The sequence below is a fragment of the Streptomyces sp. NPDC029159 genome, from assembly GCF_055564055.1.
The window spans coordinates 91,766-107,532 of record NZ_JBVHWT010000008.1; the positions used below are offsets into that span (position 1 = coordinate 91,766).

The 15,767-nt window shown below is 73.0% G+C and carries 14 protein-coding genes and 1 tRNA gene; 8 read left to right on the forward strand and 7 right to left on the reverse strand.

From position 1 onward, the window contains the following. Positions 1 to 109: 109 nt before the first annotated feature. Entirely contained in the window at positions 110 to 409 is a 300-nt protein-coding gene (locus tag ACZ4U4_RS17670) for a hypothetical protein (RefSeq protein WP_467874756.1), read from the forward strand. A 182-nt stretch (positions 410 to 591) separates the two neighbouring features. Beyond that, positions 592 to 2,421, forward strand: a complete 1,830-nt coding sequence (gene glmS, locus ACZ4U4_RS17675) for a glutamine--fructose-6-phosphate transaminase (isomerizing) (protein ID WP_467874759.1) — start codon at positions 592 to 594, stop codon at positions 2,419 to 2,421. Between the two features lie 423 nt (positions 2,422 to 2,844). On the opposite strand, the gene ACZ4U4_RS17680 is transcribed toward glmS, so the two are convergent. After that, positions 2,845 to 3,366, reverse strand: a complete 522-nt coding sequence (locus ACZ4U4_RS17680) for a universal stress protein (protein WP_030283209.1) — start codon at positions 3,364 to 3,366, stop codon at positions 2,845 to 2,847. 918 nt (positions 3,367 to 4,284) lie between these two features. On the opposite strand from ACZ4U4_RS17680, the gene ACZ4U4_RS17685 reads away from it, so the two are divergent. The 4 genes from ACZ4U4_RS17685 (at position 4,285) to ACZ4U4_RS17700 (ending at position 7,948) form a co-directional block, all read left to right on the forward strand. Continuing rightward, the gene (locus ACZ4U4_RS17685) at positions 4,285 to 5,541 is read left to right on the forward strand and encodes a GlxA family transcriptional regulator (protein ID WP_467874763.1); all 1,257 of its coding nucleotides are present in this window, start codon (positions 4,285 to 4,287) and stop codon (positions 5,539 to 5,541) included. Positions 5,542 to 5,546: 5 nt separating this feature from the next. Further along, on the forward strand, positions 5,547 to 6,164 hold the full coding sequence (gene orn, locus ACZ4U4_RS17690; RefSeq protein WP_345084491.1) for an oligoribonuclease: 618 nt from the start codon (positions 5,547 to 5,549) through the stop codon (positions 6,162 to 6,164). Between the two features lie 110 nt (positions 6,165 to 6,274). Continuing rightward, positions 6,275 to 6,350, forward strand: a tRNA-His gene (locus ACZ4U4_RS17695). A gap of 239 nt (positions 6,351 to 6,589) precedes the next feature. After that, positions 6,590 to 7,948 (forward strand): alkaline phosphatase, encoded by a 1,359-nt coding sequence (locus ACZ4U4_RS17700; protein WP_467874767.1) that lies wholly within the window; start codon positions 6,590 to 6,592, stop codon positions 7,946 to 7,948. A 62-nt stretch (positions 7,949 to 8,010) separates the two neighbouring features. Here ACZ4U4_RS17700 and ACZ4U4_RS17705 read toward each other — a convergent pair whose 3' ends face one another. Beyond that, positions 8,011 to 8,661 (reverse strand): NAD(P)-dependent oxidoreductase, encoded by a 651-nt coding sequence (locus tag ACZ4U4_RS17705; RefSeq protein ID WP_467874770.1) that lies wholly within the window; start codon positions 8,659 to 8,661, stop codon positions 8,011 to 8,013. 128 nt (positions 8,662 to 8,789) lie between these two features. On the opposite strand from ACZ4U4_RS17705, the gene ACZ4U4_RS17710 reads away from it, so the two are divergent. Further along, the gene (locus ACZ4U4_RS17710; protein WP_467874772.1) at positions 8,790 to 9,695 is read left to right on the forward strand and encodes a helix-turn-helix domain-containing protein; all 906 of its coding nucleotides are present in this window, start codon (positions 8,790 to 8,792) and stop codon (positions 9,693 to 9,695) included. A gap of 21 nt (positions 9,696 to 9,716) precedes the next feature. On the opposite strand, the gene ACZ4U4_RS17715 is transcribed toward ACZ4U4_RS17710, so the two are convergent. The 3 genes from ACZ4U4_RS17715 to ACZ4U4_RS17725 all read right to left on the reverse strand — a co-directional run bounded on the left by ACZ4U4_RS17715 (position 9,717) and on the right by ACZ4U4_RS17725 (position 13,104). Beyond that, the gene (locus ACZ4U4_RS17715) at positions 9,717 to 10,817 is read right to left on the reverse strand and encodes a chitinase (protein ID WP_467874774.1); all 1,101 of its coding nucleotides are present in this window, start codon (positions 10,815 to 10,817) and stop codon (positions 9,717 to 9,719) included. A gap of 185 nt (positions 10,818 to 11,002) precedes the next feature. After that, positions 11,003 to 12,418: a HAMP domain-containing sensor histidine kinase gene (locus ACZ4U4_RS17720; RefSeq protein ID WP_467874777.1), complete on the reverse strand. Its 1,416-nt coding sequence runs from the start codon at positions 12,416 to 12,418 to the stop codon at positions 11,003 to 11,005. Then, complete coding sequence (locus ACZ4U4_RS17725; RefSeq protein WP_467874779.1) at positions 12,415 to 13,104, reverse strand: response regulator transcription factor; 690 nt, start codon at positions 13,102 to 13,104, stop codon at positions 12,415 to 12,417. The genes ACZ4U4_RS17720 and ACZ4U4_RS17725 overlap by 4 nt, the downstream gene beginning before the upstream one ends. Before the next feature lie 122 nt (positions 13,105 to 13,226). On the opposite strand from ACZ4U4_RS17725, the gene ACZ4U4_RS17730 reads away from it, so the two are divergent. Then, entirely contained in the window at positions 13,227 to 13,808 is a 582-nt protein-coding gene (locus tag ACZ4U4_RS17730; RefSeq protein WP_467875206.1) for a hypothetical protein, read from the forward strand. A 51-nt stretch (positions 13,809 to 13,859) separates the two neighbouring features. Here ACZ4U4_RS17730 and ACZ4U4_RS17735 read toward each other — a convergent pair whose 3' ends face one another. Next, positions 13,860 to 14,720 (reverse strand): spermidine synthase, encoded by an 861-nt coding sequence (locus ACZ4U4_RS17735; protein WP_467874782.1) that lies wholly within the window; start codon positions 14,718 to 14,720, stop codon positions 13,860 to 13,862. 235 nt (positions 14,721 to 14,955) lie between these two features. Further along, positions 14,956 to 15,225, reverse strand: coding sequence for a chaplin (locus tag ACZ4U4_RS17740; RefSeq protein ID WP_467874785.1), 270 nt, complete (start codon positions 15,223 to 15,225; stop codon positions 14,956 to 14,958). Positions 15,226 to 15,767 lie beyond the last annotated feature (542 nt).

A 15,767-nucleotide genomic window follows, 5' to 3' on the forward strand; every position in this document is an offset into this window, starting at 1 on the left:
CCCCCTTCCAGGTCAAGGTATGGGCCAATCTCCGGCACTTTCGCCACGACCTTGCCCGATATCGGGCAGGTTCCTTGCGAAACTCTCCGCTCCCCCGCAGTATCGACCCGTGCTCGAACCCCCTGCCCGCGGCGTGGACACCCGTCCCGCCCCCCACGACGACCTGGTGGACCACCTGGTGCGCAGCACACCGCTGCAGCGCGGTGAGGCCACCCGGGTGGTGCTGGACGTGCTCGCGTACTTCGACGAGACGACGGAGGCGTTCGTCCGCCGCCGCCACCGCGAGCTGCAACACCAGGGGCTGCGCAACGACGCGATCTTCGAGCACATCCGGCAGGAGCTGCCGCACCGCGCCGTGACCCCACCGGATCTCACGGCCCGCCAGCTCCGCCGCATGGTCTACGGCTGACCGCGCCGCACCCGTCGGAGACACCCGCCGGGCCACCGGCGCCACCCCGCCGCCCATGCCCCACCACCTTTCCGTTCCGTTTGTCCGCTCCTACGTCATCACCCGCGCGGCCGTCGCGCACCGGCACCGCCCGCGGCGCGCGCCGCGCGGCCCGTCCCCACGTCACCCAGGAGGCTCACCCCATGTGCGGAATCGTCGGATACATCGGTAAGCGCGATGTCGCGCCGCTGCTGCTGGAAGGGCTGCAGCGACTGGAGTACCGCGGCTACGACTCGGCGGGCATCGCCATCCACGCCAAGGCGTCCGGCAAGTCCGCCGGCGGCCTGAAGACCGCCAAGGCCAAGGGCCGGGTGCGGGAGCTGGAGTCCCGGCTGCCCAAGCGCTTCCAGGGCACCACGGGCATCGCCCACACCCGCTGGGCCACCCACGGCGCGCCGACCGACGAGAACGCCCACCCGCACACGGACGCCACCGGCGAGGTCGCCGTCGTCCACAACGGCATCATCGACAACGCCTCCGACCTGCGCGCCAAGCTCACCGCCGACGGCGTGGAATTCGTCTCCGAGACCGACACCGAGGTCCTCGCCCACCTCGTCGGCCGCTCCACCGCCGAGACGCTGGAGGGGAAGGTCCGCGAGGCGCTGCGGCACATCGAGGGCACCTACGGCATCGCGGTGCTGCACGCCGCCTTCCCCGACCGCATCGTCGTCGCCCGCAACGGCTCCCCGGTCGTCCTCGGCATCGGCGAGCACGAGATGTTCGTCTCCTCCGACGTCGCCGCCCTCGTCTCGCACACCCGTCAGGTCGTCACCCTCGACGACGGCGAGATGGCCACCCTCAAGGCCGACGACTACCGCACGTACACCACCGAGGGCTCGCGCACGACGGCCACGCCGGAGACCGTCGAGTACGCGGCCGAGTCGTACGACCTGGGCGGTCACGACACGTACATGCACAAGGAGATCTCCGAGCAGGCGGAGGCGGTGGACCGGGCGCTGCGCGGCCGGATCGACGACCGCTTCGCCACCGTCCACCTCGGCGGCCTCAACCTCGACGCCCGCGAGGCGCGCGCGGTGCGCCGGGTGAAGATCCTGGGCTGCGGCACCTCGTACCACGCCGGTCAGATCGGCGCCCAGATGATCGAGGAGCTGGCCCGCATCCCCTCGGACGCCGAACCGGCCTCCGAGTTCCGCTACCGCAACCCGGTCGTGGACCCCGACACCCTCTACGTCGCCGTCTCCCAGTCCGGTGAGACCTACGACGTGCTCGCCGCCGTCCAGGAGCTGAAGCGCAAGGGCGCCCGGGTGCTGGGCCTGGTCAACGTCGTCGGCTCGGCCATCGCCCGGGAGACCGACGGCGGCATCTACGTGCACGCGGGCCCGGAGGTCTGCGTGGTCTCCACCAAGTGCTTCACCAACATGGTGGTCTCCTTCGCCCTCCTCGCCCTGCACCTGGGCCGGATCCGGGACCTGTCGGTCGCGGACGGCAAGCGGATCATCGAGGGGCTGCGGAAGCTGCCCGGCCAGATCGACGAGATCCTCAAGGGCGAGGAGGACATCAAGAGGCTCTCGGCGCTCTACGCCGACGCCAGGTCGATGATGTTCATCGGCCGGGTGCGCGGCTACCCGGTGGCCCGCGAGGCGTCCCTGAAGCTCAAGGAGGTCTCGTACATCCACGCCGAGGCGTACCCGGCCTCGGAGCTGAAGCACGGCCCGCTGGCGCTCATCGAGCCGGCGATGCCGACGGTGGCGATCGTGCCCGACGACGACCTGCTGGAGAAGAACCGCGCCGCGCTGGAGGAGATCAAGGCCCGCAGCGGCCGCATCCTCGCCGTCGCCCACCAGGAGCAGGAGAAGGCCGACCACACGATCGTGGTGCCGAAGAACGAGCCGGAGCTGGACCCGATCCTGATGGGCATCCCGCTCCAGCTCCTCGCCCACCACACGGCGCTGGCGCTCGGCCGCGACATCGACAAGCCGCGCAACCTCGCCAAGTCCGTGACCGTGGAGTAGTCCGACGGGGCGGCCGACGGCTCCGTGCGTGCCACCACGCCGCACGGAGCCGCCGCCTCCCCTGCTGCCGGCGTCGCCCATACGCCGGCGGATGCCGCCACACCGGTCAACCGTCATCTCCCGGCCGGCGGCACGCTCCTGACACGCCCGGGACCTGCCCGGACGGCCGTCGCGCCCGACCGGTATCTACCCGTCACACCGTCACAATCCACCTCGGTACGGCAGTTGATCTCACGACTGCCCGCAATCCCCATGTCTCCCCCGCAACTGTGCATACTCCGGGGAGATCCGGACGCGTACCGGGGAGCCGTACGCGGGCACACGAGGACGTCGGCGCGGCGCGGGCGACACAGGGCACGGCGAACGCCGTACGGGCGCGCCGGGGCGGCACGGAAGGGCCCGCTGCGGGCGGGCCCTCGGTGCTCAGGGGACGACGATGACCGGGCGCTGTGCGCGGCGCGCCAGGCGGCCGGCGACGGAGCCGAAGATCCGCCCCACGATCCCGTGGGTGGAGCCCACCACGATGCCGTCGGCCTCGTACTCCCGGCCGACCTCCTCCAATTCGTGGCAGATGTCCCCGCCGCGCTCGACGAGGATCCAGGGCACTTCGGAGAGATGGTCGGCGCAGGCCAGCTCCAGGCCCAGCACCTCGGTGCGGTGGTCGGGGACGTCCACGAAGACGGGCGGTTCGCACCCCGCCCACACGGTCGTCGGCAGTCTGTTGGCGACATGCACGATGATCAGGCCGGAGCCGAGGCGCCGCGCCATACCGATTGCATACGCCAACGCCCGTTCGCTCGACATGGATCCGTCGAAGCCGACGACGACGCCGTGCCGGAACGCGGGATCACAGGGATGGTGCGCCTCTTCCGCCGCCCGGAGGTCGGCCAGCGGGTCGGCCACCTGCTTGCGGTGCGCGGGTTCGGGAAATTCGTGACCGGCCATTGATGTCTCGGCGAGGACGTCCTCTTGCGGAGGGGCGAACGGGGGACGGCGTGTGACTTGATCCGGCAGTTGACTGAGCTGACCCGATCGAGGGGCCGACGTCTTAGTTCAACGAAGAACGATACGACCGGGAATCATCTTCCCAAGGCTTTACCCCAAGAGTACGGCGCCACTCCTCCGCTGCCCAGAAGGCCGCGGAGGCACCAGAGCGCCCGCACGGGGCGGGGTTCCCCCTCGAACGGTCCCCCGGAGCATGCCGGAGCCGGGCCCGGTTGGCAATGCCCCGGCCTGCCCCCGTACGTACCCCCTGGGACGCGTGTGGCGTTCTCCGGCCATCCGCGCCGCCCGCGGGGCCCCGGACCGCCGCCCGGAGCGGGCCCCTCCGCCATCGCCGGGCGCCCGGCGGGACCCCCTGGTCCGCGCGGCCCGGCGGGCGCCGGGACCACATCCCCGCCGTAACCCCTGGGGCTGCCGTGACGGCCGCCGCACATCAGGACAGAGCAGGACGTAAGCGGACGGGGGCGCATGGAAGCGGGGGGTGTTCCGACACGTACGCAGGGCTCGAAGAGGGAGCGCACAACCACCGACCCAACCGTTTTCAGCCAACTTGGGGTCCGGATCACCACCTTGGTCCGACCACCCCCCAACCCCGGCGTGAGCAGGGCGGAAAGGACCGCTCGGCATGGTTGTGCCCTACTGCGAACGGGCAGAGCCGAGACGCGCACTTTCCCTGCAGGCCCGAGGAGTGGAACGCTTCGTGATCGAATGCTTCGCGCCAAGTTGCCATATCGACATACCAGCGGGTGGTGAACTTGGCACGCCATCCTCACGGGACACAGTAGATTCGATCTTGGTAGTTATGGCGGGGGAGCTGTGCAGTACCGAGAGGGCGAGACGACCGAGGGGGGCTTAAGTGCCATGAGCCAGGACTCCGCTGCCGTACCAGATCCCGCACGCAAGCTCGCTGCCCGACGACGCCGCGAAATAGTCGCGGTGCTCCTCTTCAGCGGCGGCCCCATTTTCGAGAGCTCCATACCGCTCTCGGTCTTCGGAATCGACCGCCAGGACGCGGGCGTTCCCCGATACCGATTGCTTGTGTGCGCGGGCGAAGAAGCGCCTTTGCGCACCACCGGGGGGCTGGAGCTGTCCGCCCCCTACGGGCTGGAAGCCATCGCCCGGGCCGGGACGGTCGTCGTACCGGCCTGGCGCTCCATCACCCAGGCCCCGCCGCCCGCGGCACTCGACGCGCTGCGCCGCGCGCACGAGGAGGGGGCCCGGATCGTCGGGCTGTGCACGGGGGCGTTCGTCCTCGCCGCGGCCGGACTGCTCGACGGCCGCCCGGCCACCACCCACTGGATGTACGCACCGACGCTCGCCAAGCGTTACCCGTCCGTCCATGTGGACCCGCGTGAACTCTTCGTCGACGACGGCGATGTGCTCACCTCCGCGGGGACGGCGGCCGGTATCGACCTGTGCCTGCACATCGTGCGCAGCGACCACGGCGCGGACGCGGCGAACGCACTGGCCCGCCGGCTGGTCGTCCCGCCCCGCCGCACCGCGGCCGACCTCGGGCACCAGCGCTACCTGGACAGGTCTTTACCAGAAGAGATCGGTGCGGACCCGCTCGCCGAGGTCGTCGCCTGGGCGCTGGAGCATCTCCACGAGCAGTTCGACGTGGAGACGCTGGCGGCCCGCGCCTATATGAGCCGTCGCACCTTCGACCGGCGGTTCCGCTCCCTGACCGGGAGTGCCCCTCTCCAGTGGTTGATCACGCAGCGGGTCCTCCAGGCCCAGCGGCTGCTGGAGACCTCCGACTACTCGGTCGACGAGGTCGCGGGGCGCTGCGGTTTCCGTTCGCCGGTCGCCCTGCGCGGCCACTTCCGGCGACAGCTGGGTGCCTCGCCCGCGGCGTACCGCGCGGCGTACCGGGCCCGGCGGCCGCAGGGCGGTGCGCCCGAGGGCGGGCTGCGAGCGGAGCGGAGCGAGCGGGCGGCGGCCACGGTGGGCGACCGGTTCGCGGCGCTGGCCAATCCGGCCGCGGCGCTGGCCACCGCCGACCCGGAGGCCGGGAAACCGCAGTCGGACGCCTATGCGGCACGCCTTCCGGAGCAGCCGGTCGGGCGGGGTGCCGGACGCCCCGTGCTGCCCAGCCAGCGTGAGCGCCCCGTAGGGTGAGTCGTATGAACGATCGCATGGTGTGGATCGACTGCGAGATGACCGGTCTCTCGCTGGCGACCGACGCGCTCATCGAGGTGGCCGCCCTGGTCACCGACTCGGAGCTGAACGTACTCGGCGACGGCGTGGATGTGGTGATCCGGCCGCCCGCCGAGGCGCTGGCCACCATGCCGGAGGTGGTGCGCGAGATGCACACCGCCTCCGGGCTGCTGGACGAGCTGGACGGCGGCACGACGCTGGAGGACGCCCAGGAGCAGGTGCTGGCGTACATCCGTCAGCACGTGCCGGAGGCCGGCAAGGCGCCGCTGTGCGGCAACTCCGTCGGCACCGACCGGGGCTTCCTCCACCGCGACATGCCGACGCTGGAGAACTATCTGCACTACCGGATCGTCGATGTGTCGTCGGTGAAGGAGCTGGCCCGGCGCTGGTATCCGCGGGCGTACTTCAACAGTCCGGACAAGAGCGGCAACCACCGGGCGCTGGCCGACATCCGTGAATCCATCGCGGAGTTGCGCTACTACCGGGAGGCGGTCTTCGTGCCGCAGCCCGGCCCGGACTCCGACACCGCGAAGGCCCTCGCGGCCAAGCACGTGGTGCCGCCCGTGGCCCCGGCCACGCCGTAGTGACGTAGCTCGCTCCCGGCACCGCGAAAGCCGGGAGCGAGCACTCCTTCGGACCCTGTACACTTTTTCTCAGCCGGTGGGGAAAAGGAACCACACAAGCACCGGCCATGGTGGGTATAGCTCAGCTGGTAGAGCACCTGGTTGTGGTCCAGGATGTCGCGGGTTCGAGTCCCGTTACTCACCCCAGTACGGCGAAGGGCCCGGTCTGCGAAAGCGGATCGGGCCCTTCGCCGTTTCCCGCTTCTTTCCGAGCGCGGGTTTCCCGAGCGCGGGCCGCTTCTTCGCAGACCGCTCCCCCGGCCCGGCACTCGTGTGTCATGTCCCGGATGCAGCGAGATCGCCGGAGCGTCATCGGAGCTTCACCGACGGCTGGTGGTGTACGTCTCGTCGTCACCCGCCCCATGAAGCTTCCGAGGAGCCGTTCCATGCCCAGACCCGCCCGTCGCCACCTCATGATCGGTGCCGCCCTGGTGGCCGCGACCACCGCCACCGTGGCCGTCACCACCGCCGCCGGTGCCTCCGACACCAAGCAGCAGGCCCAGCAGGCCATCAAGGGCGGTAAGGCGAAGAACGTCATCCTGCTGATCGGCGACGGCATGGGCGACTCGGAGATCACGCTCGCCCGCGACTACACGGTCGGCGCGGACGGCCGACTGAACATGGACCGCTTCCCGCTCACCGGTGCGTACACCACGTACGCCGTGCACAAGGACGGGACGCCGGACTACGTGACCGACTCGGCGGCGAGCGGTTCGGGGTGGGCGACCGGGCGCAAGACGGTGAACGGGCGGATCTCCAAGACGCCGGACACCGACAAGGCGGTGCCGACGATTCTGGAGCTGGCGCAGAAGGGCGGCTACGCGACGGGCTCCGTCACCACTGCCGAACTCACCGACGCCACGCCCGCGGTGCTCGCCTCGCACGTCACCGACCGCTCCTGCCAGGGACCGGCCGACATGGCCAAGTGCCCGACCGACGCGGTGGCGGGCGGCGGGCCCGGTTCGGTCGCCGAGCAGTCCGTGAACCACAAGGTCGACGTCCTCTTCGGCGGCGGTAAGCAGCGGTTCGACCAGAAGGTGACCGACGGCCGGTACAAGGGGCTGACGGTGACCGGGCAGGCGCAGCAGCTGGGCTACCAGGTCGTCACGGACGACGCCTCGATGAAGGCGGCGAAGCCGGGCAAGCCGGTGCTCGGGCTCTTCGCGCCGGGCAATGTGCCCACCGAGTGGACCGGCAAGCCGGCGGCCAAGGGCGGCGCCGACCCGCAGCGCTGTGTGACCTCCAACCCGGGCCGCCCCGGCGCCACGCCGAGCCTCGCCGACTCCGCGAGCAAGGCGATCCAGCTTCTGGAGGCGAAGCAGAAGCACGCCAATAAGGGCTTCTTCCTGCAGATCGAGGGCGCCTCGATCGACAAGCAGGACCACGCGGCCGACCCGTGCGGGCAGATCGGTGAGACCGCCGCGTTCGACCGCGCCGTCAAGGTCGCCCGTGACTACGCGGCCAAGCACCCCGACACGCTCGTGGTGACCACCGCCGACCACGGCCACTCCAGCCAGATCGTCCCGCTGGAGGCGGCCCCGCCCGGGCTGACCTCCACGCTCGTCACCGACGAGGGGCAGCAGCTGAAGGTCAACTACGGGACCAACCCGCCGGGTGAGTCCCAGGAGCACACCGGCACCCAGGTGCGGATCGCGGCGCAGGGGCCGAAGGCGTACCGGGTTCTGGGCGTCACCAACCAGACGGACCTGTTCAGCACCCTGCGGGAGGCCATGGGCCTGCGCTGACCTGCGGAAACGGGAGGGGGAGACCGGGCACCGGTCTCCCCCTCCCGTCGTGTGCGCGCGGCTCAGTAGCCGACGGTGAAGCGCTCGCCGGTGTGGCGGGGCTGCTCGATCTCGTCGAGGAGGGCGACCGCGTAGTCCTCGGCGGAGATGCGGCTGCTGCCGTCCGCCGCGACGACGAGGTCGTCGGTGGCGGTGCGGTAGCTGCCGGTGCGCTCGCCGGGCTCGATGAGCGCGGCGGGGCTGAGGTTGGTCCAGCGGACGTCGGAGACGGTGCGGTAGAAGTCCAGCGCGTCGCCGTGCGCGTGCATGATCTGGAGCAGGAACTCGGGCAGGCCCTCGGCGTCCCAGACCTGGGTGCCGTCCGGCTTGCGGAGGGAGCCGGCGCCGCCGACGGTCAGCAGCCGGGGGGCCGCGTCGCCGAGGGTGCGCAGACCTGCGACGAGCGCCTCCGCGGCAGGCTTGATGGTGGCGATGTGGCCGGGGCCGTCGCCGCCGCCGACCGCGCTGATCACCGCGTCCTGTCCGGCGGCGGCCTGCGCGACGGACGCCGGGTCGAGGACGTCGCCGGTGGTGACGGTGAGGTTCGGGTCGGTGAGGGTGAGCTTCGCGGGGTCGCGGACGACCGCGGTGACCTGGTGGCCGCGGCGGAGGGCCTCCTGGACGATGCGGCTGCCGATGGTGCCGTTGGCGCCGAAGATCGCGAGCGTGGACATGGTCTCTCCTGGGGTCTGCCGCATCCGGGGCGGGCTTCCGTTTTCCGTCATCGGCGGGGCCGACGTCTTCTACGCTAGGGCCGTCAGGTGTGTGGATCGCGGTGGACATGGGACGTGTGGTGGTAAAAATGCGACAGGATCGGGAAGCCGCAGCCGGGCGGGAGATTCCGGAGGTGGCGTTCTCCGCGCCGGCCGGGCGGCCGTCCGGGGTCGAGGTGCTGACCCTCGCCGAGCTGCGCGAGCGGGCCGACGCCTGCCGGCTGGCCACCCCGCACCGGCCCGGCTTCCACCATCTGCTCACCGTCGAACGCGGCCGGCTGCACCACACCGTCGACTTCCGGGAGCACACCGTCGGCCCCGGCGACTGGCTGTGGTCGCGGCCCGGGCAGGTGCAGCACTTCGGTGACCTGGCGCGGGCGGAGGGGCTGCTGGTGCTGTTCGAGCCCGGGTTCCTGGATCCGGCGACGGCGGCCGCGGCCCGGATCGAGGACTGGTACGGCCCGGCCGTCCGGCACCCCGAGGGCGCGGCGGCGGAGCGGGCGGCGGCGGCGCTGCACCAGCTGCACGCGGAGTTCGGGGAGCGGGCCGGGCTGCCGTGGGCGGCCCATCTGGACGTGCTGCGGCATCTGCTGGCCGTACTGGTGCTGCGGGTGGCGCATCCGGAGGTGCCCGCGGCGGACGCGGAGTGCGCGGCGGGGGCGACGTTCCTGCGGTTCCGGGACGCGGTGGAGCGGGATTTCGCGCACAGCCGCCGGGTGGCGGACTACGCGCGGGCGCTCGGGTACGCGCCGCGGACGCTGTCGCGCGCGGCGGAGGCGACGGCCGGGATCGGGGCGAAGGAGTTCATCGACCGGCGGGTGGTGCTGGAGGCGAAGCGGCTGCTGGCGCACGGCGACGGCTCGGCCACGGCCATCGCCGGCCGGTTGGGCTTCGCCGACGCCGCCAACTTCACCAAGTTCTTCCAGCGGCACGCCGGTACCACCCCGACCGCGTTCCGGGAGGCGGTACGGGGCGGGGCGGCGGTCACCGGGTAGGGCGCGCCGCGGTCCGGTGCGTCAGCCGGTGTACGGGGCGAACGCCCTGGTGAAGTCGAGCGGGCGCTGGTCGACGGAGCTACAGGTGGGTGACGCGGAGCGGCGGGGGCCGCCGGGGCAGGGGCGGTCGCGGGCGGCGGACCACATGGACAGGCCGCCGAGGTGTCTGCGGCGGGCGAAGGCCACCAGTTCGGCGGCGTCGTCGGGGGTGAAGGTCTCGGTGCGGACATCGTTGACGCCGACCATCGGGGTGACGGCGACGGCCCGCCAGGCGGCCGCGTCGTCGAGCCCGAGGGCGTCTTTCAGCTGGGCCTGGGTGGCGGTGGCCGCGCGGATCGCGTAGCGGCCCATGTCGCCGTCGTAGGAGGCGCCGTAGTCCATCGCCATGACGTTGACGGTGGAGACGGTGACGCCGTGGCGCCGCGCGCCTGCCACGAGGCGTACGCCGTCCTCGGTGAGGCCGTCGGGCATGACCGGCAGGGTGAGGGAGACGTCCAGACCGGGGTGGCTACGCTGGAGCCGGGCGAGGGCGCGGGCGCGGCGGGTGTTGGCCGCGGTGTCGGCCAGGGCGCCGCCTTCGATGTCGAGGTCGACGGCGGTGAGCCGGTAGTGGTCGACGGCCTTGGCGTAGGCGGCGGCGAGGGCGTCGGCCGAGGGGCAGGCCAGGGCGAGTTCGGAGCCGTCGGCGCCGCCGAAGGAGACCCGGACGTCGCCGCCGGCCGCCCGCAGACCGTCGATCTGCCGCGCGACGGGGTCGTCGGCGAGGTCGCCGTCGCCGCCCCAGGCCGGGTTGCAGCCGCCGTCGGAGGTGAGGAAGGCGAGGGTGAAGTGGTCGACACCGGTCCGGCGCGCCGCGCCGAGGAGGTCGGGGGCGGGGCCGAGCGAGGTGTCGAGGTACGGGGAGAAGGCGGCGGTCCGGCGGGCGGGTCCGGCGGGCGTGGGGGTCGCCCCGGGGGCGGCGGCCTCCTCGGTCGGCCTGGAGGCGGCGGGGCGCGGGGCGTGGTGGGGCGGGGCGGGTACGACGGCGGCGAACGCGGCACCGGCGGTGGCCGCCACGGCCGCACCGGCCGAGAACAGCTTGGCCGAGCGGCTCGTACGGCGGCGCGGGGCCGGGGGGCTCATGGCGTACACCTGCCTGTCGTCGCGGGTGCGGAACGTCGGGGCGGACCGGGCAAACGAGGGGAACGGTACGGGAGTTGAAGGGGTCATGCCCGGTGCGCGGGCGGGGAAAGAGGTGGCTGAAGGAGGCGCGGGTGGCAGCGCGGGACGCTCCCCGGCGCACGGCGGGTGCGCCCCCTGGCCGTCCCTCAGCCCGTCTTCCCCTTACGGCGTCCCCGGAGCGGGAGGCGGCGGCGGAGGCGGTGCGTACCGCTGTGGTGGGGGGTGCCGGGCGGGCCGTGGCCGTCGAGGGCGAGCCAGACGCGGATCTCGGTGCCGCCCAGGACGGAGTGGCCGATGCGGATGTCGCCGCCGGTCGACTCGGCGAGCCGGCGGACGATGTCCAGGCCCAGGCCGGTGGAGCCGTCGCCGCCGCCGGAGTGGCCGCGGCGCAGTGCGGCGTCCGGGTCGTCGATACCGGGACCGGCGTCCGAGACCAGCACGATGACGGCGTTCCCGGCCGGACCGGCGTGGTGCACGTCGACGGCGAAGGCGGTGCCCTCGGGGGTGTGCCGGAAGACGTTGCCGAGCATCGCGTCGAGCGCGGCGGCCAGATCGGGGCGGGCCACCGGGACGCGCAGCGGGCGATGGGCGCCCGCCACCCGGACGGTGCGGCCCTCGTCCTCGGCCAGCGCCGACCAGAACGCCATCCGCTCCCGGATCACCTCGGCCGCGTCGCACCCCGCGGTGGCCGCCGCCTTCTGATGGTGCGACGTCTGCTCCCGGGCGGTGCGGATGATCTGGTCGACCTCGCGCTCCAGCTGCTCGACGGCGGCCCGGGTGTGCTCGGCGGCCGGACCGTCCCCGAGCGAGGCGGCGTTGAGCCGGAGGACGGTGAGCGGGGTGCGCAGCCGGTGGGAGAGGTCGGCGGCGAGTTCGCGTTCGTTGGCGAGGAGCTGGACGACCTGGTCGGCCATGGAGTTGAAGGCGGTGGCGGCCGACCGCAGCTCCTTGGGGCCCTCCTCCGGTACGCGGACGCCGAGTTCGCCGGTGCCCAGCCGGTGCGCGGCCCCGGCCAGCCGTTTCGCGGCGCGCACCATACGGGTGCCGAGCCGGTCGGCGACCGCGACCGAGCCGATGATCAGTGCCAGGCCGACGCCGGAGAGGACCAGCCAGGACGTGGCGACGCCGTTGCCGAGCGCGGCGTCCGGGACGTACACCTCGACGACGGCGACGCCGGTCGCCACCGCGGTCGGCTGGAGCAGCGAGGAGCCGCCGCGGACGGGGGCGATGGAGGCGCGGCCGAGGGCGACGACGGAGGCGACGTCGCGGTCCGAGGCGCGGCGGAAGCCGATGCCGACCGGCTTGGCGCCCTTGCCGTCGCCGGGGACGTGGACGCCGATCCGGCCGCCGGGACCGGTCTCGGCGCTGGCGAGGGCGCGTTCGAGCTGGGTGCGGTCGGTGGTGATGGCGAGGACGGGGCCGATGGTGGCGGCCTGCCGTTCGGCGTTGGAGAACGCCCGGTCACGTGCCATCTCCTTGACGACCAGGCCCAGCGGGACGGCGAAGGCGACCACCACCATCGCGGTGACCGCCAGCGCCACCTTGACCAAGGCCCATCTCACCGCGGCGGCTCCAGCTTCACGCCCACCCCGCGCAGGGTGTGCAGATAGCGGGGCCGGGCGGCGGTCTCCCCCAGCTTCCGCCGCAGCCAGGAGAGGTGGACGTCGATGGTCTGGTCGTCGCCGTAGGACTGCTGCCAGACCTCGGCGAGGAGTTCCTTACGGGGGACGACGACGCCGGGGCGTTCGGCGAGGAAGGCCAGCAGGTCGAACTCGCGGCGGGTCAGGTCGAGTACGGCGCCGTCGAGCGTGGCCTCGCGGCGCAGCGGGTCGACGCAGAGGCCGCCGACCCGTACCTGCCGCGACGGTGCCTCCGCCGTGCCGCCCGCGCGCGAGCGGCGCAGCACGGCCGCCATCCGGGCCGAGAGGTGCTCGACCGAGAAGGGTTTCGTCAGGTAGTCGTCGGCGCCGTCGTTCAGCAGCCGGACGATCTCGGCCTCGTCGTCCCGGGCGGTGGCGATGATCACGGGGACGTCGGTGACACCGCGCAGCATCTTCAGGGCCTCGGCGCCGTCCAGATCGGGCAGTCCGAGATCGAGGACGACCACGTCGAAGCCGATGTGTGCCACCTCCCGCAGCGCCTCCAGGGCGGTGCCCACGCTCCGTACGGTGTGGGACGCCTCGGTCAGATGCCGGATGAGGGCCGAGCGGACGAACGGGTCGTCCTCGACGACGAGCACACTTGCCATGGGCGGCACCGTACGCCATCCGGGGGTATCGTCCGGCGCGGAGTTGACGCCTGCCCGGTGGTGCCGCGGGCCGGGCGGACGGGACCGGGCGCGGGGTGGCGGGTGGTGCGGGAATGAGCCGGATGCGGCGCGGGCTGATGCATACGGGGGCGTGGACGCTGGCGACCGGCGGTGCGGTCGCGCTCTCGTGGTTCGGGGTGCACGCGGTGCTGTCCGGTTCGGCGTACGACCCGCCGCGTGCGGTGCCGCTCTCGGCGGCGGCCGCGCCCTCGGCGGAGACGGCCGCCCCGCAGTCGTCCTCCACGCACCGCCCCAAGCCCTCCCCCACGGCGACCACCGCCTCGCCGTCGCCGACGCCGTCGCCGCCCGCGCCGCCCGCCCCCACCGGGAACGCGGCGCCCAGCGACCGGCCCTCCCCGCAGCGGACCGCCGTACCGGTGGACAGCGGCGGCACCGTCAAGAGCTTCACGACGTCCGGCGGCCGGGTGGTGCTGGATCTGCGGCCCGACTCGGCGCAGCTGGTGTCGGCGACGCCGGAGGCGGGCTGGGAGATGCAGGTGTGGAAGCAGGACGCCCTGATCCGGGTGGAGTTCACCGGCAGCGGCGGCGACCGCCACGCCACGGTCCTGTGCACCTGGGACGGCCATCCGCCGATGGTGCAGATCAGCGAGAGCAGTCGGCGGAGCAGCAGCCGGGTGGAGTGAGGACGCCCCCCGGCCTCCGGGCCCGGCGCGGGGCCGGGCCGCCCGTTCCCGTCAAGCGAACACGTCCGGCGGCGGCTGCGGGGAGGCGACGGCCGTGGCGTCGGTGACGGGGGCCGCGCCGCCGGTGAAGTCCCGTAGTGCGCGGCCGTGTTCGACGCGGCCGGTCTGCGGGTCGCTCGCCGCGCGGCGGGTCAGCTCGGCGACCGGCAGCGGGTGGGCGGCGGCGAGCAGCACGGCGTTGCCGAACCGCTTGCCGCGCAGGACGGCCGGGTCGGCGGTGAGCGCCAGCTCGGGGAAGACGGCGCCCGCGGTGGCGATCTGACCGCGCAGGAACCGCAGCGGCGGCCCGTCGGCGATGTTCGCCGCGTACCAGCCGCCGTCCGCCAGCGCCCGCCGGACCTCGGTGACGAACTCGGTGCTGGTCAGATGGGCGGGCGTACGGGCGCCGCGGAAGACGTCGGCGATGATCAGGTCGGCCCAGCCGTCGGGGACCTTGGCCAGTTGTTCCCGGGCGTCGCCGCCGCGCACCCGGATGCGCCAGCCGCTCTCCAACGGCAGTTCCCGGCGCACCAGTTGGACCAGCGGCGCGTCGATCTCCACGACCTGCTGGGTGGAGCGGGGCCGGGTCGCCGCGACGTACCGGGCGAGCGTGAGGGCGCCGCCGCCGAGGTGGACGGCGTGCAGCGGCTTGCCCGGGGGTGCCACCAGGTCGGCGGCGTGGCCCAGGCGCCGCTGGTAGGAGAAGTCGAGGTGATCGGGGGCGTCGAGGTCGACGAAGGACTGCGGGGCGCCGTCGATCAGCAGGGTCCGGGCCCGGGGCCGGTCGCGGTCGGGCCGCAGCTCGGCGACGCCGCCGTCCACCGTCTCCACCACGGATTCCGCGCCACCGCGCCCGCGTCTGCTCTTCGCCATGCCCTCAGTATGGCGGCCGGTCCACCGGGGCGTGACGGCCGGGGACGGCGGCGTCCGCGCAGGTCAGGGCGGGGCGGACGGGACACAGGGGCGCCGCGGCCCGGCGCGTGGTCCGCGGGCGCACGCCCCCGCGGACGGGCCCCGCACCGCGAACGGGCCGCCGCGACCTGAGTCGCGACGGCCCGCCCTCACCCCTACGGTCCCGGCCGGACGCCTGACGGATCCGGCGGCCGGGTCACTTGCTGGCGCAGGTGTTCCCGAAAGCCGGGTTGAGCAGCCCCACCAGGTCGATGCTGTTACCGCAGACGTTCACCGGGATGTCGATCGGCACCTCGATGTTGTCTCCGCTCAGCACACCCGGCGAGTGCGTGGCGACGCCGACGGCGGTGGCGCCGCCGTGGCCGCCTTCGTGACCGCCGTCGGTGGCGGAGGAAATCCCCGCGCCACCGATCACGAATGCGCAGCTGGCGGTGGCCAGAACGGCCGACGTGACGATCCGCTTCATCGCCCGTTTCCTTTCCTTTTGACGAATGGGACAACGCGCCCAACGACCGGGATCGCGCGGGGATGCGGGCATTCCACCGTCAGGGAGAAACGTTCAGTCTTATGGAAGACAGCACCCCGCCCCGGGGGTTGCGGGGATCGCCCCGGTGCCGTATCCGCGCCCGTCGTCCGGCGTGCCGCCCGGTGCGGCAGGGCACTCTCTGCCAGAGTGCATTCCTGTTCGGCAGCTGCCGGTCAGGAGGACGTGATGCCCCGCAGTCCGATTCGCGGGGCCCGGGAATTCCGGGGAGACCGCGCGGCGGCGTATGCACCGCGATTCCCCGGAATTCCGCCCGCCGGACCCACCGCGGCGCCGGATGCGTCTCCGGTACGTCGGCGTCCTGCGCCTTTTCCGTTTCCCTGGAGAACGGTGCGCTTCCCACCGCTGCCGCCACACGGGAAGCGCACGGCCGGAGCCATTCGGCGGCACACACCGCCACTCGCCGCCGAATGGCTCCGGATTCCCCTCCGCACGGTCCGAGGGGAATGACGGGAACGAAAGAA